Annotated in this window: 23 protein-coding genes; 16 read left to right on the top strand and 7 right to left on the bottom strand. The window is 55.2% G+C overall.

Annotation, left to right across the window (positions count from 1 at the left end; genetic code table 11):
- Positions 1-83: 83 nt before the first annotated feature.
- On the bottom strand, positions 84-263 hold the full coding sequence (locus J4772_RS18495) for a hypothetical protein (protein ID WP_116060495.1): 180 nt from the start codon (positions 261-263) through the stop codon (positions 84-86).
- Between the two features lie 48 nt (positions 264-311).
- The gene (locus J4772_RS18490) at positions 312-545 is read right to left on the bottom strand and encodes a hypothetical protein (protein WP_116060496.1); all 234 of its coding nucleotides are present in this window, start codon (positions 543-545) and stop codon (positions 312-314) included.
- Positions 546-746: 201 nt separating this feature from the next.
- On the opposite strand from J4772_RS18490, the gene J4772_RS18485 reads away from it, so the two are divergent.
- From J4772_RS18485 to J4772_RS18475, 3 genes are all read left to right on the top strand, one after another.
- Positions 747-1,472 (top strand): class I SAM-dependent methyltransferase, encoded by a 726-nt coding sequence (locus J4772_RS18485; RefSeq protein ID WP_247741137.1) that lies wholly within the window; start codon positions 747-749, stop codon positions 1,470-1,472.
- Positions 1,473-1,585: 113 nt separating this feature from the next.
- Positions 1,586-1,783: a cold shock domain-containing protein gene (locus tag J4772_RS18480; protein ID WP_116060498.1), complete on the top strand. Its 198-nt coding sequence runs from the start codon at positions 1,586-1,588 to the stop codon at positions 1,781-1,783.
- Positions 1,784-2,017: 234 nt separating this feature from the next.
- On the top strand, positions 2,018-2,761 hold the full coding sequence (locus J4772_RS18475; RefSeq protein ID WP_116060499.1) for a YebC/PmpR family DNA-binding transcriptional regulator: 744 nt from the start codon (positions 2,018-2,020) through the stop codon (positions 2,759-2,761).
- A gap of 104 nt (positions 2,762-2,865) precedes the next feature.
- Here J4772_RS18475 and mnmA read toward each other — a convergent pair whose 3' ends face one another.
- On the bottom strand, positions 2,866-4,023 hold the full coding sequence (gene mnmA / locus J4772_RS18470) for a tRNA 2-thiouridine(34) synthase MnmA (protein WP_209076580.1): 1,158 nt from the start codon (positions 4,021-4,023) through the stop codon (positions 2,866-2,868).
- A 188-nt stretch (positions 4,024-4,211) separates the two neighbouring features.
- Between mnmA and cymR the strand changes: the two genes are divergently transcribed.
- From cymR to J4772_RS18450, 4 genes are read left to right on the top strand one after another with little or no spacing between them, the layout of a single operon-like run.
- Positions 4,212-4,631: a cysteine metabolism transcriptional regulator CymR gene (gene cymR / locus J4772_RS18465; RefSeq protein ID WP_116060501.1), complete on the top strand. Its 420-nt coding sequence runs from the start codon at positions 4,212-4,214 to the stop codon at positions 4,629-4,631.
- A gap of 42 nt (positions 4,632-4,673) precedes the next feature.
- Entirely contained in the window at positions 4,674-5,819 is a 1,146-nt protein-coding gene (locus tag J4772_RS18460) for a cysteine desulfurase family protein (RefSeq protein WP_209076579.1), read from the top strand.
- Positions 5,820-5,851: 32 nt separating this feature from the next.
- Entirely contained in the window at positions 5,852-6,403 is a 552-nt protein-coding gene (locus tag J4772_RS18455) for a PRC-barrel domain-containing protein (RefSeq protein ID WP_209076577.1), read from the top strand.
- Complete coding sequence (locus J4772_RS18450; RefSeq protein WP_116060504.1) at positions 6,400-6,606, top strand: hypothetical protein; 207 nt, start codon at positions 6,400-6,402, stop codon at positions 6,604-6,606. The genes J4772_RS18455 and J4772_RS18450 overlap by 4 nt, the downstream gene beginning before the upstream one ends.
- A 108-nt stretch (positions 6,607-6,714) precedes the next feature.
- Here J4772_RS18450 and J4772_RS18445 read toward each other — a convergent pair whose 3' ends face one another.
- The 4 genes from J4772_RS18445 to J4772_RS18430 are packed head-to-tail and all read right to left on the bottom strand — an operon-like array spanning position 6,715 to position 10,238.
- The gene (locus tag J4772_RS18445) at positions 6,715-7,527 is read right to left on the bottom strand and encodes an ABC transporter permease (protein ID WP_209076575.1); all 813 of its coding nucleotides are present in this window, start codon (positions 7,525-7,527) and stop codon (positions 6,715-6,717) included.
- Positions 7,524-8,474: an ATP-binding cassette domain-containing protein gene (locus tag J4772_RS18440; protein WP_209076573.1), complete on the bottom strand. Its 951-nt coding sequence runs from the start codon at positions 8,472-8,474 to the stop codon at positions 7,524-7,526. The genes J4772_RS18445 and J4772_RS18440 overlap by 4 nt, the downstream gene beginning before the upstream one ends.
- Before the next feature lie 17 nt (positions 8,475-8,491).
- Positions 8,492-9,319, bottom strand: a complete 828-nt coding sequence (locus J4772_RS18435; protein ID WP_209076572.1) for an NAD(P)H-binding protein — start codon at positions 9,317-9,319, stop codon at positions 8,492-8,494.
- Position 9,320: 1 nt separating this feature from the next.
- Entirely contained in the window at positions 9,321-10,238 is a 918-nt protein-coding gene (locus tag J4772_RS18430; RefSeq protein WP_209076570.1) for a helix-turn-helix transcriptional regulator, read from the bottom strand.
- A gap of 212 nt (positions 10,239-10,450) precedes the next feature.
- Between J4772_RS18430 and J4772_RS18425 the strand changes: the two genes are divergently transcribed.
- The 9 genes from J4772_RS18425 to J4772_RS18385 all read left to right on the top strand — a co-directional run bounded on the left by J4772_RS18425 (position 10,451) and on the right by J4772_RS18385 (position 19,623).
- Complete coding sequence (locus tag J4772_RS18425) at positions 10,451-11,521, top strand: AI-2E family transporter (protein WP_116060509.1); 1,071 nt, start codon at positions 10,451-10,453, stop codon at positions 11,519-11,521.
- A 358-nt stretch (positions 11,522-11,879) separates the two neighbouring features.
- Positions 11,880-14,507 (top strand): alanine--tRNA ligase, encoded by a 2,628-nt coding sequence (gene alaS, locus J4772_RS18420; protein WP_305827881.1) that lies wholly within the window; start codon positions 11,880-11,882, stop codon positions 14,505-14,507.
- Positions 14,508-14,588: 81 nt separating this feature from the next.
- Positions 14,589-14,864, top strand: a complete 276-nt coding sequence (locus J4772_RS18415; protein WP_116060510.1) for an IreB family regulatory phosphoprotein — start codon at positions 14,589-14,591, stop codon at positions 14,862-14,864.
- Positions 14,865-14,866: 2 nt separating this feature from the next.
- Entirely contained in the window at positions 14,867-15,313 is a 447-nt protein-coding gene (gene ruvX, locus J4772_RS18410; RefSeq protein ID WP_116060511.1) for a Holliday junction resolvase RuvX, read from the top strand.
- A complete protein-coding gene (locus J4772_RS18405; RefSeq protein ID WP_116060512.1) occupies positions 15,294-15,599 on the top strand; it encodes a DUF1292 domain-containing protein in 306 nt (101 codons plus the stop codon). Before ruvX ends, J4772_RS18405 begins: the two co-directional genes overlap by 20 nt.
- Complete coding sequence (locus J4772_RS18400) at positions 15,592-15,903, top strand: DUF1292 domain-containing protein (RefSeq protein ID WP_209076566.1); 312 nt, start codon at positions 15,592-15,594, stop codon at positions 15,901-15,903. The genes J4772_RS18405 and J4772_RS18400 overlap by 8 nt, the downstream gene beginning before the upstream one ends.
- A 71-nt stretch (positions 15,904-15,974) precedes the next feature.
- Positions 15,975-17,297: an endolytic transglycosylase MltG gene (gene mltG, locus J4772_RS18395; RefSeq protein WP_209076564.1), complete on the top strand. Its 1,323-nt coding sequence runs from the start codon at positions 15,975-15,977 to the stop codon at positions 17,295-17,297.
- A 130-nt stretch (positions 17,298-17,427) separates the two neighbouring features.
- Positions 17,428-18,342, top strand: a complete 915-nt coding sequence (locus tag J4772_RS18390) for a peptidase U32 family protein (protein WP_209076563.1) — start codon at positions 17,428-17,430, stop codon at positions 18,340-18,342.
- 18 nt (positions 18,343-18,360) lie between these two features.
- A complete protein-coding gene (locus J4772_RS18385; RefSeq protein WP_371822875.1) occupies positions 18,361-19,623 on the top strand; it encodes a peptidase U32 family protein in 1,263 nt (420 codons plus the stop codon).
- The last annotated feature ends 244 nt before the right edge of the window (positions 19,624-19,867 follow it).

Raw genomic sequence — 19,867 nt, 5'->3', positions numbered from 1 at the left:
GACCGAAGCGGTCAGCGGCAGGATAAGCTTCTTCATGACGGGCCTCCGGTCTTGGAATAAGTTTCCGGAGTAGTATGCCCCTGTTAAGCGCCGATAATGAAGAGGTTATAGACGATCAGGAAAAAAGCGAACAGCACAAGCGCAATCGTAATAATAGCCATGGGTCGCCGCATTCGCTCGGGAACCCGATCCCGGGTCAAGATCAGCACGACGGCTAGGCAGAATGACGAGATGATAAAGATCAGATTGGCTTCGTTATTCATTCGAGGGCGGACTCCTTTGCAATCTCAACTATTCGGAATGGAGCTGAATCAGATCGATTTCAATTTCTCCATCGTATTTCGCAGTCCTTCTTCCCCATCCGGGAAATCCTCGGGCAAAAATCGTTTTTGGGCCCAATCCATCATCTCCGGGCGGCTGAGGAACTTATGGCAGGTTTCGCCCCACTGCTCGGAAATTTCGCGGACGACCAGCGTCTTGCCCTGAACTTCTACAGTCAGCATATTGTAGTTATCATGTTTATAGACGGTATGTTTAGCGAACATAGAACACTCCTGGGCTAGGGCAGCAAATGCCGTTTTTTTCATCATAGAAGAGTTCAACAGAGAAATCAATGTAACGCTGGAAAATCGAGGTTGACAGTGCGGATGATCTATGGGATTCTACAATGAAATCCGCCAGAGGGCGGGTGGAGCTAGCAGCCGAGTTGAGATGAGATGGATGAGACGAGAGGAGAACGGAATCAGATGACAAATGAAAAAGCTGTGCCAGCGTATCCGCAGACGGGGGTCGCCTCGACCTGCCGTTCGTTCGACGAGTACTGCGCCATGTTTAAGCTGGACCCTGCGAATTTAACAGGCCCCGTGCTAGACGTAGCGGGGGGAGCATCCTCCTTTACCGCTCACCTGCACGCGAAGGGCGTACGAGCGATGGCTGTGGATCCTTTCTATGAAGGAATTACGGATGAGATCATCGCAACGGGGTACAAGGAGATCGAGACCGCTTCGGCTAAAATTGCCGCAATGGCCGCGAGCTTTGATTGGAGCTATTACGGTTCTCCGGAGCGTCAGCGCGAGATCCGGGAACGATCCATGACGCTGTTCGCGGAGGATTTCCGCAAGGAGGATGCTTGGTCGCGATATTTCGCTGCCGCGCTTCCCCGGTTGCCGTTCGAGAACGATACGTTCGAGCTTGCTCTGTGCAGTCATTTTCTATTTTTATATGCCGATGCTTTTGACGAGCATTTTCATGCAGCCGCCCTGCGGGAGCTCATTCGCGTACTTCGTCCCGGCGGGGAGCTTAGAGTGTATCCGCTTGTCACGTTAAAATGGGAACCCTGCTCCTTTTTGAATAGGGTTATCGAAGGGCTGGCGGACGTCGCCTCCCATGAGCTTCTTCCGGCGGGTTTGCCGTTTACGCCCGTTCGCAGTCCGCTATTGAAACTGGTTAAAAGAGGGAGCGATGAAGGCTGAGAAGCTCCTAAAGAATGGATGATTTACGACCAGAATATATTGCAAAAAAGGGTAATTTCGGTTATAATCATCGTATTCGCCGATCAACGGCGAGATTTTAGGAGGTTTTTCATTTGAGAGGAACAGTAAAATGGTTTAACGCAGAAAAAGGATACGGATTTATCTCCGTAGAAGACGGAAACGATGTATTCGTTCACTTCTCGGCAATCCAAGGCGATGGCTTCAAGACTTTGGAAGAAGGTCAAGAAGTTGAGTTCGAAATTACGCAAGGCAATCGCGGTGCTCAAGCGTCCAACGTGGTTAAACTGTAAGTCTGCGAGCCAGACTTGCTTCTCATATCACGAACAGCAGCGAAACCCCTGGTCTACCGGGGGTTTTGTTTATTTGTGTTGGGGAAAAGCGGCGGGATCAGACTATGTAGTGTATTTGAACTGCATGGCATGCCCCGAATTTTCCTCCCCCTTTGACCGTATGGCAGCCCAAGTGGTAAAATAATTGGTGATTTTTATCGATTCAATTCCTATGTTCCCTGGGGGTACAAAGTTATGCCAAAATTCAAGCTGTTCGCCGACCGCAAAGGGAAAGCCGATCAAGCTAAAAACAACCGTTTCGTGAAGCTGGCACGTGAAATCTACGTGCAGGCGCGCAAGGGCGGCCCGAATCCGGAATCCAATTACGGACTCAGAAGCGCCATCGCCAGCGCTCGCGCGATCCAGATGCCAGCCGACAATATCGACAGAGCGATCAAGAAAGCGGCAGGAGCCGGAGAAGGCGACGACTACGAGGAAATTATGTACGAAGGATACGGTCCGGGCGGCGTGGCGATCATGGTGAAATGCCTGACGGACAATCGCAATCGGACCGCTTCGGACGTTCGCTCGATTTTCGGCAAACGCGGCGGAAATTTGGGAGAATCGGGCTGCGTATCCTATATGTTCGATCATAAAGGACTGCTCGTCATTCCTCGCGACGAGAGCTCGCCGGATGAAGACAGTTTTATGATGGAAGCGCTGGAAGCCGGAGCGGAGGACGTCGTCATCAGCGACGAGAGCTTCGAAGTTTTGTCTACGCCGGAGGATTACGAAGCGGTGAAAGGCAAGCTGGAAGAGGCGGGTTACAAATTCGAGACGGCAAGCGTTCGCTGGCTTCCGCAAAATACGGTGGCTGCGGAAGGCGAAAATGCCGAGAAGCTGATGAAGATGATGGACGCATTCGAGGATAACGACGACGTACAGGATGTGTACCACAATTTCGAGATCAGCGACGAAGAGATGGAGCGCCTGAGTTAAGCCAACCCGAGAGCGCCGGACGGGTTTCATAACGGACAAAAAAGAGGCCGAGAGGCCTCTTTTTAGCGGGACAAGCATCCGAAACGCTGTGTAGTAGCTTGCGATTATTGCGCTGCTGCCGGTTCAAGCATATGAACCAGATCGATCGTACCTCCGCCAAGACACACTTCGCCATCGTAGAAAACGACCGCTTGTCCCGGCGTAATCGCCTTCTGCGGCGAGTCGAACTCGACCCGATACTCTCCGCCTCCAAGAGGCGTAACGGTGACGCCCTGATCCGGCTGACGATAGCGGAACTTGGCCATGCAGCGAACCGGGCTAACAGGCTCGTCCGGGCTGATCCAGTTGACGCCGGTGGCGGTTAAGCCGACGGAATAGAGGCTATGATGAGCGTCCCCTTGGACGACGTACAGCGTGTTCGTCGCCAAGTCTTTGCTTGCGACGAACCACGGTTCGCCCGTTCCCGAGCCGCCAATTCCAAGACCTTGCCGTTGGCCGAGCGTATAGTACATGAGTCCGTCGTGGCGACCTTTCGTTTCGCCGCTGACGAGATCGACCATATTGCCCGGCTTGGCCGGCAAGTATTGGCTAAGGAACTCTTTGAAGTTACGTTCGCCGATGAAGCAGACGCCCGTACTGTCTTTTTTCTTGGCGGTAGAGAGGCCGGCTTCTTCGGCGATTTTGCGAACATCCGGTTTCTGCAGATGGCCGATCGGAAACATGGCGCGAGATAGCTGGGCCTGATTCAACGCATGAAGGAAATAGGTCTGATCCTTGTTCGAGTCCACGCCCCGGAGCAACTCGTATTTGCCGCCGCGCAGCTCAAGCCGGGCATAGTGACCGGTAGCGATGGCGTCGGCGCCAAGCTCAAGCGCCTTCTGCAGAAATTCGCCGAACTTGATCTCGCGATTGCACATGACATCCGGGTTAGGCGTTCGCCCGGCCCGGTATTCGGCGAGGAAATATTCGAAGACCTTGTCGTAATATTCTTTCTCGAAATTGACGGTATAGCAGGGGATGCCGATCTGGCTGCATACCCTTCGCACGTCCTCGGCGTCTTCTTCCGCCGTGCAGACGCCGAACTCGTCGGTATCGTCCCAGTTTTTCATAAATACTCCGACGACGTCGAAGCCTTGTCTTTTAAGCAGCAGTGCGGTCACCGAGGAGTCTACGCCTCCGGACATGCCGACGACGACGCGCACTTTGGACGGATCCGGGAACCGTGCCTCCAGCGATGCCGTATAGGCCTCTAGATTGTTCATCCGCTTCACCTCATTAAGAACATTCAACTTATTTATTTTAGCACAAAGTATAATAATTCTCACATAACCGGGCGTTTCATGAATATGTCACGTTTTTTTTGCCCACAAAGAGAATAGTTGTGATAACATATATTTATTATGGGGATACCCTCCATTTTCCGACGACGGCATGAAAGCAGGTGTTCGAATTGAAAATTTCGACTAAAGGCCGCTACGGCTTAACGATCATGATGGAGCTTGCGGCTAAATTCGGCGAAGGGCCGATTTCATTAAAAAGCATTGCAGAGAAAAACAGCCTGTCCGAGCACTACTTGGAGCAGCTGATTGCGCCTCTGCGCAACGCAGGTCTCGTCAAGAGCGTGCGCGGTGCGTATGGCGGCTACATTCTCTCGAAGGATCCGGAGACGATCTCATCCGGAGACGTCATCCGTATTCTTGAAGGTCCGATCAGTCCGGTAGATTTTACAGAAGAGGACGATCCGGCGAAACGCGATTTGTGGCTCAAAATTCGCGACAGCATCGCGGAAGTGCTCGACTCGACGACGCTTCACGATCTGATCACGTTCAAGGGCGAGGACAAGCTCAACAACTACATGTTCTACATTTAATAAGCGATAGTTCAAAAAGATCGGTGAAGCGAGGGGCGCGGCTTGAATTCCATATACTTCGACCATGCGGCAACGACTCCGATGCATGCGGCGGCAATCGAGGCTTACGTCGAGGCTGCGTCTGCAGGGCCGAGCAACCCTTCCAGCCTTCACGCGGCCGGCCGCGCGGCGCGGGAGCGAATCTCCGTCGCCAGGGACGCGCTCGCGGAGGCGCTTGGGTGCTCCCCGACGGAGCTCGTCTTCACGGGCAGCGGAACGGAGAGTGATAATTCCGCTCTATTCGGAGCCGCGCGCGCTCAGCGGCTGAAAGGCCGCAGCGGAATCGTCACGACGGCGGTCGAGCACCATGCGGTGCTAAACGCCTGCCGTCAGCTTGAAGCGGAAGGCTTCGAGCTGACGATTCTTCCTGTGGACGAACACGGGGTAGTTCGACTTGAGGATGCGGAGTCGGCTATAAACGAGAACACCGCGGTCGTCAGCGTCATGGCCGGCAACAACGAAACGGGCACGCTCCAGCCAATCGCCAAGATCGGGGAACTCGCACGGCGACACGGCGCAGTCATACATGTCGATGCGGTACAAGCATTCGGCTATTTGCCGATTGATTTTCGCGAGCTTCCGATTGATCTGTTGAGCGTGTCGGCCCACAAAATCAACGGCCCGCAAGGCGTAGGCCTATTATACGTACGCAGAGGGACGCCATGGCTGCCGATGCTCTACGGGGGCTCTCAGGAGCGCAGCCGCCGGGCGGGAACGGAGAACGTTGCCGGAATTGCGGCATTCGCCGCTGCGGCAAAACTGGCTTGCCTCAATCGGCACAACCGCTGGGAGCACGCCGAGAGCATAAGAGCCGAGGTGTTGCGGCAATTGTCGGAGCAGCTCGGACCAGAGCGATTTGTCGTAAACGGCCATCAGGATGACCGGCTTCCCCATGTGCTCAACGTGAGTTTTCCCGGCATCTCCTCCGAAAGCATGCTGATGAATTTGGATCTCGCGGGCGTCGCCGCTTCCGGCGGTTCCGCGTGCAATTCGGGCTCCCTGAAACCTTCCCATGTGCTTGAGGCCATGAATCTTCCTTCCGACAGAATCGTTTCCGCTGTACGTTTCAGCTTCGGTTTGGGCAATACTATAGATGAAGCCGAAAAAATGGTGAAAATTATTGCAACTATTTCAGCCCGTTATGCGTAATACATAACAAGACGCTGAAGTTAGGAGCCCGCATGTTTCAAGTGGAGCGCATTCTCGGTTTGCCGGTGCTGTTCGAGAGCGGCAAAGGCGTCGGAAAAATCAAGGATTTGTGGTTTGACGAATTTTGGCGGTTGGTCGGAGTCGTGCTGGACAGGCACACGCGATCGGGACTGTTCCGCAAATTGTCCAAGATTGTTTATTGGAAGGATATCGTTCATCTTGGCGAAGACGCTTTGTTGATTCGCAACGCAGCGGCTGTCGCGTCCATTAACGGCAAAGAGCTGCTAAGGACGTTCCATTCCGGAATCGTCCGCTTGAAGGATATGCCAGTCTATACGATTGAAGGACAATATTTAGGCAAAGTATCGGATGTTTATTTTAAGCCATCCGAGGGTACACAAATAATAGGATACGAGTTGACGGACGGGTTTCTCGCGGACGTGATGGAAGGAAGACGGCAGCTGTTTCTGCCTGACGCATCGGATAAGATGACGCTGGGCGACGACGCCATATTGGTGCCTGCTTCTTACGAACGGATTTTGACGAGAGAGCCGACGTGGAAAGCGACAGGTGAAGACGGATGATGAGATGTCCGAATTGCAGTTCTAAAGATATCGGTAAAATCGGTTCCCATCAATTTTATTGCTGGAGCTGTTTTATCGAGCTGACGGTTAACGGAGAGAAGATGTCGGTTTACCAGGTGGAAGAGGACGGCACTTTAAGCTCGCTCGACGATTTGTTCTTCGAGGAAGCGATCCCGGCCCATATTCACGCCAACGGCATGTAAAGAGAAGAAGCGCCCCGCCCCGGAACAGGGGACGGGGCGCTTTTTTTCTACGACTGCCCAATCAACTCACACACTCTGTATTTTGGTCAGTCGTAGTTTTTTTTCAATTTACGTGGCATCTCGGGTTCGATATACATACAACGTCAGCGGGACAAATACGGCTGCGAGAATGAGCGGTAATCCTATGCCGGTTATCAGGCCAACTGCGTCCCACGTCCCGTGCAGTAATCCCCGCATTAAGTTTACAGCAATGCTGACCGGGTTCCAATCGATCGCCGACCGCAGCCAACCGGGCATGGACGAGGTGTCGACGAGCACATTGCTGGCAAACAGGAGCGGATACATGATCATCATGCTCGTGCCGGATACGGTCTCCGGCCGCTTGGTCAAATTGCCGATCAGCGCGAAGATCCAACTGATGCAATAAGAGAACAAAAGGGCGTACAATAGTGCAAGCACCACGCCTGCAATGCCGCCTTCCGGTCGGAATCCAAGCGCCGTTCCTGTCGCCAGGACAGCGAGCAGGGCGGCGATGTAACGCAATCCTTCGGCTGCGATGGAGCCTAGAATGGCGGCAGGCTGCCAGAACGGCATCGTGCGAAACCGAAGGTAGACGCCTTTGGCGATATCCGAGCACAATGTAGTTCCACTGTACACCGTCAACGGTATAACCGTCAGCATAAGGATGCCAGGCAGCAAGTACTGGATGTACGCCTGCGTGGAACCGGCGATTGCTCCGCCGAACAGAAAGACGAAGAGGAGCAGCATTACGATCGGCGACAAAATGGCTTCTATGGCGATTCCGAAGCCGTTGTTCCCCATATGATGTAGCGTTCTCCCGGCGAATAGCGTCGTCGAGGCCAGACGACCGGGATACCGGCGGGGAGGTTGTTGCATTTCCATCGTTGCGAATAAGCTCATAAAGTAGCCTCCTTGCAGCGTCCGGAGGTCAGGGCAAAGTATACGTCATCGAGGCTTGGTTCGCCCAACGCGAAATCTACGACTGCCGCCGAATGCTGCAGCAGGGTAGCGATGACGGAATGAGCCAGCGAAGCTTCCGGTATGGACAATTTAAGAGTCTGGCACTCCCCGCAAGGTTGGACGGTAAGGCCGCGCTCGACGGCAAGTAAGCTGCAGACGGAGCCGGGATCACTTCCTTCCGCAAGGCGAATGGTCAGTGTTTTGCCTCCAACCAAAGACTTCAAGCGCTCCGGCGTATCGATGGCGACGATACGGCCATCGGCAATGAAACCGATCCGGTCGGCCAATCGATCGGCTTCTTCCAAATACTGCGTCGTCAGCAACACGGTCGTCCCTTGCTGCGCCAATCGACGCACCGCCTCCCACAGCTCATGCCGACTCTTCGGGTCCAGCCCTGTAGTCGGCTCGTCTAGAAACAGTGCTTCCGGCTGCGAGAGGATTCCGGCGGCCAAATCCAGACGGCGCCGCATGCCTCCGGAATAAGTGTCGACCGTCCGATCGGCCGCTTCCGTAAGACCGAACTCCGCGAGCAGTTCCGCAGCAGTCATGCGAGCAGCCTTGCTTGAATAGCCGTAAAGACCGGCGAATAGCACAAGATTCTGCCTTCCTGTCAAAGCTTCATCCAGCGCCGCGAATTGACCGGTGGCGCCGATGCGCTTTCGCACCTCGTCAGGGCTGTTCGAAACATCCCAGCCGCAGACGCGCGCGCTGCCGGCGTCCGGGCGAAGTAACGTCGTCAGCATATGGATGGTTGTCGATTTTCCGGCGCCGTTCGGTCCGAGGAGCGCGAACAGCTCTCCCTTTCGGATCGATAGGTCTACGCCGCGCACCGCTTCGCGTCCCCTGAAAGATTTGCGCAAATTTTGCGCTTCGATGGCGATCGTCATTTTCTGCTCCCCTTCCGTTACAGGAATTCCCGCTTATGCTCGGCAGCCCACTCGGCGAACGTGCGTGCCGGCCTTCCGAGTACCTGTTCGATCGTTGGCAGCACAGTGTAACCCGCTTCCGGCGGTTGGATCGCCATCTGCACAAAAAAATCCACGCTTTCCTCGTCGTATCCTTGCGATCGCCATTGCTGCCGAGCCTCTGCCTCACTCAATTCGATAAACGGTACGGGCTTCCCAATTGCGGCCGCAATCGCTTCGACCGACTGCCTGCGCGTAATCGCTTCCGGCCCTGTCAACATATAACTCTGTCTGTGATGCCCATCCTCCAGCAACGCCGCGACAGCGACTGCGGCAATGTCTCCTTCATGCACCTTGGCGCTAAGTGCGGCTCCGTGAAACTCCCGTACGACGCCTTCCGTACGAATCGTTTGCTGCCAGTCCGACAGCGCGTTCGCCATAAATTCGGCCGGTTTCACCAGGGTCCAATGCATGCCGCTTGCTTGCAGGGTTTGTTCGGCTGCCCCTTCCTCATAACCGACCAGCACGACGACTCTTTTTATGCCGGCAGCTTCCGCCAGTTTCACCACTCCCGGGTCGGTGTTAAGATCGGCTTCCGGCTCGTCGCTGGAAACGATCAGGAACATCGCTTCCGCACCCTGAAGCGCTTCACGTAGCGACTCCGGCTTCATCAAATCTCCCGCAACGATCGATACGCCTTGGGGAAGCTTGTTCCGAGCCTTCACCGGATTACGCGAAAGTGCCCGCACGGCAGCCCCTTTTTCGACTAACAATTCCGTCACATGCCGACCGACTGTTCCTGTTGCCCCAGTAACTAAAATCGTCACTTTACATCTCTCCTCGTTCTTTTCTTTTTTGATGGTGGCGGCGGATGGCTTCGATGTGGGAGAGAACGCTATCGCGCAATTCGTTCGGCGACACAATGTACACCTTCGTCCCGTAGCTGGCAATGACGGAAAGGGCATACTCTTCGGTGTAAAAGGTCGTACGAACGTCGATGCGATCCCCCTGGTAGTTGATTTCGCCGGGAAACTGTTCGAGCACGCGTGTGGCGACCGATTTATCGAAGCGCAGATGAGCTTGCATGCCCGACTGGCGATCTCGCTCAGGCTCGTCCGGAAGAGCTCGGGGGGCGAACGTCGTCTCCGTCACAAGTAGGCGTTCGATGCGAGAAACCCGAAAATACCGTTTAGCTTGGCGCGTTCGACAGTAAGCTTCCAAATACGAGACGCCTTTCTCCCAGAGGAGATTGAGCGGTTCTGCGCGGCGTTCGGACCGTGTGCCGGAAGCGCTCGAGTACGCAAGCTCGACAATCCGCGATTGCCGTATGGCTTGGAACAACCGATGAACGATGTCCCGGTCGCGTTCCGTCGCGCTCATGTCGAGGATGACGGCTTTGCTCAATTCTTCGTCCGACCCCAGCGACGGATGAAGGCTGGCCAACTTCCGCATGGCGGGCGCTACAGCGCTGCCCAGCGCTCCTTGCATTGCTTTTAGCAACGCGTAGATCACGGACAGGTCCTCCATGGAGAAGTACTGGCGGGTCAAGAAAAAACCGTCCATCAGCTCAAACCCTCCGTCCGCGCCGGTGAACGAGGCGACCGGGATGCCGGCCTGATCGATCAGCTCGACATCACGGTAGACAGTGCGCACAGACACTTCGAATTTGACGGAAAGCTCCGCGGCGGTCACCCTTCGCTTGGCCATCAGCTCAAGCGTCATCCCAAGCAAGCGGTTTAATCTCATGCCATCGTCACCTTTGCGAATGATCCCGTCAGGATCATCTGAATGAGATCATATTACACTAATCCTGACATCATAGTTGTCAGAATTAAAAATGACGCAAGAAAGGTTGCGGCCGTTGCATACCGGTCTCTGGTTTACTCGCGCGGACAAGTGCATATACTGGAAGGGATGCTCGTCCTGTGGGTGCAGCGGGCGAAGGAGGGGGTGCGGAGATGGAGACGTTCACGAAAAATCGTTTGTTCCGCGTGCTCGTGTATGCGATCCTCTTGTTGGTCGTTTTGTTCCTGATTGTGCTCGTTCGTCCGATGCTGATGTCGGTGTACGGTTTTCTCAAAGCGGTACTGGCTCCTTTTCTCGTCGCGATGATCATTTCTTATACGCTTAATCCGATCGTCAACATGCTGCATGATCGCAAAGTTCCGCGTACGGCGGCGGTGCTGCTTATCTATGCCGTTTTTCTTTCCGTATCCGTCGTGATTTTGATGAACGTCATCCCGATGTTTATGAACCAGGTGGAGGAGCTCAATGAGCATATGCCCGAGTTGACGATGAAGGCGCAAGGGTTTGTCGACCATTTTAATAACAACAATGTGCTTCCGGAAGCTGTCCGGGACGGCATAAACCGATCGATCGGCACGCTGGAGAAGCGGGTCGAGCAATGGATCGCGAATTTCCTCAACAACATCGATTCCGTCGTCAATGTGCTGTTTATCGCCATGATCGTCCCTTTTCTGGCCTTCTATATGATGAAGGATCTGGACGTATTCGAGCGCGCGGCGCTGCAATATGTGCCCCGGACGAGGCGCAAACACGCGGTAAGGCTGCTAAAGGAAATCGATGCGGCTCTTGGCAGTTACATTCGCGGTCAGTTGATCGTATCCGTCTGCGTCGGAGTGCTCGCTTATATCGGCTATTTGATTATTGGCATGCCCTATCCGCTGCTGATGGCCGGATTCGTATCGCTATTCGATATTATTCCGTACTTAGGTCCGTTTTTCGGGGCGCTGCCCGCGCTGATTATGGCGACGACGATTTCTTGGAAAATGGTGTTGATGGTCATTGTCGTGAATATGATCTGCCAAAACCTGGAGAGCAACGTGATCAGTCCGCAGGTCGTCGGCAAATCGATGAAAATGCACCCGCTCACGATCATTCTTGTGCTGCTGATCGGAGGAGAGTTGGCAGGCATCGTGGGAATGATTTTGGCCGTTCCGTTCTATGCGGCGATGAAAGTGGTCGTACAGCACGTATCCGCCTACTATATTCATCGAAAAACCGTTTGACAGCGCCGAACGCGCTTGTCTATAATTTAATGTGGTATAGCAACATATCACGCAACACGTTGACGGAGTATAAGTACCTCGCAGTCCGCATCGCCAGAGAGAAGATTTCGGGTTCGGGACGTCGCCACTGCGACGCGGACACGGCTGGAAAAATCTTCGTTGCGAAGGGCAGGGGAAAGCTCGCTCCGGAGTGCGGAGGCAAGTCCGCCGGCCAGGGCCGTTATCCCGTCAAGAGGAGATCGCTTCATGAGCAAGCGATAACCAGGGTGGTACCGCGAAGCTATTCGTCCCTGATTTTGAGGGGCGTTTTTTTATTTTTTTTGGGTGACGCCTAGGAGGATACGAGATTATGAAACCGATGAAAGCAGCAGAAATCCGCAGCAAATGGCTTGAATTTTTCGCAAGCAAGGGCCACAAAATCGAGCCAAGCGCTCCGCTCGTTCCGCACAACGATCCGTCTCTGCTCTGGATCAATGCGGGAATGGCGCCGCTTAAGGCGTATTTCGACGGCCGGGTCATCCCGGAAAATCCGCGGATCACCAACTCGCAGAAGTGCATTCGTACAAACGACATCGAGAACGTTGGCAAGACGCGGCGGCATCATACGTTTTTCGAGATGCTCGGCAACTTTTCCATCGGCGATTACTTCAAGGAGGAAGCGATCACCTGGGCATGGGAGTTTCTGACCGGACCGGAGTGGATCGGCTTCAATCCGCAGCGGCTGTCCGTCACCGTCTATCCGGAGGACGAGGAAGCTTACCGGTACTGGAATGAGAAGATCGGTCTCCCTGCTGAACGGATCGTGAAGCTGCAGGACAATTTCTGGGATATCGGCGAAGGGCCGTGCGGTCCTTGTACCGAGATTTTCTACGATCGCGGCGACAAGTACGGCGATCTGTCCGATCCCGAGTGCACGCCCGGTGGCGAGAACGAGCGCTTCCTTGAGGTGTGGAACCTCGTGTTCTCGCAGTTCAACCATAACAAGGACGGCAGCTATACGCCGTTGCCGAACAAAAACATCGATACCGGCGCAGGATTGGAGCGCTTCGCTTCCATTCTTCAGGACGTCGATTCGAACTTCGACACCGACCTGTTTATGCCGCTTATCGAGCGCGCGAGCGCAATCGCCGGCGTGAAATACAAAGCGAACGAAGAACACGACGTTGCGCTCAAGGTCATCGCGGACCATATCCGCACCGTGACGTTCTCCGTAGGAGACGGCGTGCTGCCGTCCAACGAGGGTCGCGGCTACATTATTCGCCGTCTGCTGCGCCGCGCTGTCCGCTACGGCAAAGTGCTTGGCGTCGACCGGCCGTTCCTGTGGGAGCTGACGTCGACCGTTGGCGAGGTTATGGGCGGCTTCTACCCGGAAGTGGTGGAGAAGCGGGAATTTATCGAGAAGGTCATCCGCACCGAAGAGGAGCGGTTCCACGAGACGCTGTCCGACGGTCTGGCGATTCTCTCCGATCTGTGCGGCAAGGCTCGCGCCGAAGGGCGCGCGGAGATTTCCGGCTCGGACGCTTTTAAGCTGTACGACACTTACGGCTTCCCGCTCGACCTGACGGAGGACTACGCGACGGAGCAAGGCATGACCGTCGACCGCGAAGGCTTCGACAAGGCGATGCAAGAGCAGCGGGATCGCGCCCGCGCCGCCCGTCAAGAGACCGACAGCATGAAGGTGCAGGGAGGACCGCTCGCCGACTATACGGACAAGAGCGAGTTTATCGGCTATGATGCGCTGAGCGCGGAAGTTCGCGTACAGGCGATTGTGGCGGGCGACGAGTTCGTCGACGTCGCCGGAGTCGACCAGAAGGTGCTGGTCGTGCTTGACCGTACGCCGTTCTATGCGGAAAGCGGCGGCCAGGTGAGCGACCGCGGCGTGCTGCTGGCCGACGGCGTCAATGCCGAAGTGACCGGTCTGAGCAAGGCGCCGCACGGACAACCTGTTCATCAGGTTGTCGTGACCGGAGGCCTTCTGAAGGTTGGAGATACGGTAACGGCTTCCGTCAACTCATCGGAGCGCAGCGATACGATTCGCAACCATACGGCCACACATCTGCTGCACAGGGCGCTCAAGGATGTGCTGGGCGGCCATGTCAACCAAGCGGGCTCGCTGGTCGAGCCTGAACGACTGCGCTTTGACTTCTCGCATTTCGGCGCTGTAACCGCCGAGGAACTGGCCGATATCGAGCGCCGCGTCAACGAGCAGATCTGGCTTGGAACCGAGCTGGATATCAGTCTGAAGCCGATCGCCGAAGCGAAGGCGATGGGCGCGATGGCGCTGTTCGGCGAGAAATACGGCGATATCGTCCGCGTTGTTCGCGTCGGCGACTACAGCCTCGAGCTGTGCGGCGGCTGCCACGTACGCAACACGTCGCAGATCGGGCTGTTCAAGCTCGTGAGCGAGGGAGGCATCGGCTCCGGCGTACGCCGGATCGAGGCGGTAACGGGCCGCTATGCATACGGCTATCTTGACGACCAGCTTGGTTTGCTGAAAGATGCCGCCGCTCTGCTGAAGAGCAGCGTAGCCGATGTGCCGAGACGTGTCGAAGCGCTGCAAGGCGAACTGCGGCAGGCACAACGAGACAACGAGTCGCTGCAGGGCAAACTCAGTCGGTTGGAAGCGGCGGAGCTCGTCTCCTCGGCGAAGAAGGTCGGCGAAGCGACGCTGCTCGCCGCTCAAGTGAATGCCGGCGGCATGGACGCGCTGCGCGGAGTTGCCGACGAACTGAAGACCAAGCTTGAATCGGCGGTTCTCGTGTTGGGGGCGGTTGACGGCGAGAAGGTAAACCTGATCGTAGCGGTGACGCCGGATTTGGTAAAGCGAGGCTTGCATGCCGGCAAGCTGATCAAGGAGATCGCCGCGATCTGCGGAGGCGGAGGCGGAGGCAAGCCGGAGCTGGCCCAAGCCGGCGGCAAAGAGCCAGCGAAGCTGGCTGAAGCGTTGAAGGCTGCGGAGTCTTTGGTTTCGGCCCAGATTTCGTAACCACTAATTTCCTGTCGAACGGAGATTATGTTATGATGGATTTAGGTGTTAGAGTCAGTCATTGAAAGCGAGGTGCTGGAGATGAGCACGTCGGATAAAAATCATTTCGACCAAACCATGAAATTTGATGTTGTGGCCGACCCTCGCGAGGTTTCGCCGCGAGACATTCTGTTCACGGTGCACGACGCGTTAGTTGAGAAGGAGTACAATCCGATCAACCAGATCGTCGGCTATCTGCTGTCCGGAGACCCTGCTTTTATTCCGAGACATAACAACGCGCGCAGCCTGATTCGCAAGAAGGAGCGGGACGAATTGATCGAAGAGCTCGTTCGCTTCTATCTTCAGCAAAACCGTTGACGATGCGCCGCACGATGGGATTGGATTACGGAGAGAGACGGATCGGCGTGGCGATGGGCGATTTATTCGGCTGGACCGCGCAAGGGCTGGAAGTGATCGATAAGAAAGTCGTCGCCGATCCGGAGGCTCGCATCGCGGAGCTGATCGCCGAGTACGAGGTCGGAACGATCGTAGTCGGATTGCCTAAGAACATGAACGGCACGATCGGGCCAAGTGGGGAAAATTGCATCGCATTTGCCGAGCAGCTTCGGCAGAAGCTAGATTTACCGGTGCAGTTATGGGATGAAAGGCTGACAACGGTATCCGCGGAGCGGACGCTCCTCGAAGCCGACGTAAGTCGAAGCAAGCGCAAACAAGTCATCGACAAGATGGCGGCGGCGATTTTGCTGCAGAACTATCTTGATTCGGTATCGAAACGAGGGATCGTCCATGACGGATTTGAATCATAACGAAGAAGAAGCGGAATTGATCTATATTACGGACGACGAAGGCAATGACGAGCCTTTCGAAGTCGTTATGCGCTTTGAGCTCGATGACGGCACGGACCGGAAGTATATGATGGTCGTGCCGGCTGACGAGGACGAAGACGAAGAGCAGGAAGTGTTCGCTTTCCGCTACGACGAGGATAATGAGGGCGAAATCAAGCTTTATCCGATTGAAGATCCTGCGGAATGGGAAATGGTCGAAGAGACGTTCAACACGTTGGTCGGCGAGTTTGGAGAAGCCGATGACTGAGAGCGGCGGCAGTGATTCATCGCTGTCGGAGCTGAGCCGACGTTATGGAGACAGCGTCGAATTGTTGGCCGACAGCGGAGCGGTTCTGACCTATCGGATTGCCGCCGAGCTAATTGTGGCCGATACGCGCTATGCGATCCTGCAAACGAAGGAAATGCAGCGGGACGACGAGATCGAAGTGTTCAAAGTTGTCTCGAATTCCGACGGCGAGCTTGAACTCGAATCCGTCGCGGACGAGGAAGAGTGGGAGCTTGTCGCCGAAGCTTTCGACGATATGCAGTTCGGCAGCGACGAGCGGCCGTAAAGTCCATCGATCGAAGAGCGGGCGACCGCTCTTTTTCTCGGTGACGACAGGTGTGCTGGAGGGGAAACAGCTTGAATAGAGACGATGAACCGACAACGGGATGGAGATCCGTATACGGTGACAGGATAACGGACGAGAAAAGCAGGCAAGCCGACAGAAGCGAGGCGGCTGCGGCGACAGAGAGCGGCAGCTTGCCTCAATTGTCCCGCTCCGCATCTTTGCGTTCGGAGGGACCCGGCCGAGGAAGGACGGCGGATCGCTCCGCGTCCGCCGAGCCTGCCGGGCAAGAGCCCAATGCGACGACGACGTCGGTTCCGGCCGTGCGGCGCCGCAAGCCCAAAGTACTGCTCTGGTCGTTCCTGATTGCACTGAGCTTGGTGCTGGTCATGGTCGGAGGGGCGCTGTTCTATGTTTGGAACGGCCTGAGACCGACGGCGGCGGCTTCCTCACCGGTAAAATTCACGATTACTTCCGGCATGCGAGCTCAGAAAGTCATTGAGTTGTTGGAGGAACAAGGACTTATTCGTAACGCTTTTCTGTTTAGCGGCTGGCTGAAGCTAGAGGGCGAGGGCTCGCGGTTTCAGGCGGGAGAGTATGAGCTGACTCCGGGGATGACGCGCGAGGAGATTGTCGCCAAGCTGAACGAGGGAGATACTGTCGCCGCCCAGACGATCAAGTTCACGATTCCCGAAGGCTTCACCGTGCCGCAGATCGCCGAGCGGCTTGCGGAGAAGGCAGGCGTGGACAAGGAGAAGTTCATGGAGGCGGCGAATAAGCCGGAGCTGTGGACCGGATCGATCTGGACCAAGGGGCTTCCGACGAACGCAGATCTTCGTTATCCGCTTGAGGGCTACTTGTTCCCGGACACTTACGAGATGAAGGCGGGCAGCACGGAGACAGAAGTCATTAACCGCATGTTGGCCGAACTCGACCGCAAGCTCGATCAGCTGCCGGAGGACTGGCTCAGCGTGATGGAGGATCGCGGATTAACGGTGCATCAGCTGTTAACGATCGCCTCCTTAGTGGAACGAGAAGTCGTCGTCGACGAGGAGCGTCCGATCGTGGCAAGCGTCATTCAGAATCGGCTTAAGAAGAAGATGCCGCTGCAGATCGATGCGACGATCCAGTATTTGCTCGATAAGCAGAAGGAGCGGCTGCTTGAAGTGGATCTTAAGGTGAAGAGTCCTTACAATACGTATTTGAATCAAGGACTTCCGCCGGGACCGATCGCGGCTCCGAGCCTTAAATCGATCGAAGCCGCCCTGTATCCGGATCAAACGGATTATTTGTACTACGTAACGAAGAAGGACGGGACCAATACCCATCTCTTCGCGGAAACTTACTCGCAGCATCAGAAGAATATTAAGCTGAGCGAGAAAAACGCCGTTCAATAATCATTCGCATTCGAAGAAATGCGCACCGACCCGGCCAGCCGTTCCACAGCATTTTTGAGATGCTGCGGTAAAGCTTGCCGGGTCGAAGATTTCCCGGAGGTGCATCACCATTACGACAGCTATTCCTGAATTGCTCATATCCGCCGGCTCCATCGACCAGATCGAGCGATATATTCGTGCCGGAGCTTCTGCGGTTCTTATCGGCGAATCCAAATACGGCATGCGGCAGCCGGGAGACATTGGACGGGACGATCTTAAGGAAGCGGTTCTGCTCGCTCATCGGCTCGGCGCCAAATTGTACGTTAATATGAACAAGTTGTTCCGCAACCACGAGCTGGACGAACTGCCCGGTTATTTGCGAGCGGTTCGAGAGGCCGGAGCGGATGCGGTCGTCTTCGGCGATCCTGCGATACTGATGTACGCACGAGAGCATGCTTCCGATCTGCAGCTTTTCTGGAATGCCGAGATGACGGGAACGAATTCTTCTTCCGCAGCTTATTGGGGAAGAAGAGGCGCCGCGCGCGCCGTGATCGCCCGCGAGCTGAACGAAGAGGAGATCGTCGATCTGAAGACGAAGACAAAGATCGAAATACAGGTTCAAGTGCACGGGATGACGAACATTTATCATTCTCACCGCAATCTTCTGGAAAGCTACATGCAGCATCTCGGTCGGGAAGCGACTCTGATCCGCAAAGGGCCGGACCAAGGGCTTTTCCTCGTCGAAGCGGAGCGTCCGGACGAGAAATTTCCGGTATACGAGGACGAGAACGGCACGCATGTGATGAGTCCCGACGACATTTGTTTGCTTGAGGCGCTGCCCGAAATCATTAACGCGGGCGTCGACAGCTTGTATATCGAGCCGTTGCTCAAATCAGCCGAATATAACGAAACGGTGTTGAAAGGCTATCGAGAAGCTCTTGATCGCTGGCAGAGAGAGCCCGAAGCGTATACATTAAATGAAGAGGCGTTGGAGAGCATTCAGCGGCTGCAAAGTCCGGACAGAGAGCTGGGCTTCGGATTTTTATATAAAGAACAGGTATATTGACGATTAAGATCAGGAGGAATGACGATGAGTCATGTCGCAGCGGGCGTTAAGCCTCGTTACGCGGGCAAGAGGACGCGTCTGGACAAGCCCGAGCTGCTGGCGCCGGCCGGCAGCTTGGAGAAGTTGAAGTTTGCCGTTCATTACGGAGCGGATGCCGTCTATATCGGCGGCCAGAAATACGGTCTCAGATCCAACGCCGATAACTTCAGTTTCGAAGAGATGCGCGAAGGCGTTGAATTCGCGGCCAAATACGGAGCCAAAGTATTCGTCGCCACTAATATTTACGCACATCAAGAGGATTTGGACGGGATCGCCGATTATTTGCGCCAGCTTGAGAGCGCTGGAATCGCCGCCATTATCGCCGCCGACCCCGCCATTGTGGAAATGGCGCAACAGGTCGCACCCAAGCTGGAGGTCCATCTGAGTACGCAGCAGTCGACGATGAATTGGCAGGCTGTGCGCTACTGGAAAGAGGAAGGGCTGCCGCGCGTCGTGCTTGCAAGGGAAACGACGATGGATGAAATCGCCGAGATGAAAGCCAAGGTAGATATCGAGCTTGAAGTTTTTATCCACGGCGCGATGTGCTCCTCCGTATCGGGGCGCTGTGTGCTCTCCAACCATTTCACAGACCGGGATTCGAACAGAGGCGGCTGTTGCCAGTCGTGCCGCTGGAAATACGACCTGCATGCGGACGAGCAATCGGTTATGGAGCCGGGAGAAAATAGCTTTACGATGGGCTCCAAAGATCTGTGCATGATTCGGCATATTCCCGATTTGATCGATGCGGGCGTAGACAGCTTCAAAATCGAAGGTCGGATGAAAAGTATCCACTACGTCGCTTCGGTCGTGAACGCCTATCGTCAGGCGATCGACGCCTACATGGCCGATCCGGAGCGCTATGAGCTGCGGCAGGAATGGGTAGACGAGATCGGCAAGGCGGCGAATCGGCCGCTTAATACGGGATTTTTCTATACGACGCCGGGAACGGAGGAACATATTTACGAGCCGGAGGAGAAGCCTGCTCCCTACGACTTCGCGGCCGTCGTTACCGACTATGACGAAGCGTCGGGGATCGCCACCGTTCAGCAGCGAAGTCCGTTTCGCCCGGGAATGGAAGTCGAATTTTTCGGCCCGGGAGGCCGGCAGTTCGTTCAGCGTCTGGGCGAGCTTGCGGACGAAGAAGGAAATGCGTTGACGGTTGCCCGCCATCCCCTTCAGAAAATTCTTGTCAAAACCGAACAGCCTGTCGCTCCTCTCGACATTATGCGCAAACGACTGTAAAAAACTTATTCACAAGTCCGGTTCATTCCGCCTATTAGGTGCTGAGAACCGGGCTTTTCAAACTTGCACTAAAAAGTTAACAGAAGGTAAATTTTTCGAGAAAATTCCAAAGAAATAAGAGGAAATAGAAATAGGTTTGTCGAATGTGTCAAACATAGGTAAACTTACCCACACAAGCGGCCGATATATACTTTGTTGTGTTTCTGCAAGTCTATTTTTTTGTGCCGCTAGTCAGTCGTCACTA

The sequence above is a fragment of the Cohnella sp. LGH genome (assembly GCF_017671885.1).
GTDB classification, from domain to species: domain Bacteria; phylum Bacillota; class Bacilli; order Paenibacillales; family Paenibacillaceae; genus Cohnella; species Cohnella phaseoli.
Note: the sequence above shows the minus strand (reverse complement) of the source record. Positions and strands in the feature narration are given on the sequence as shown.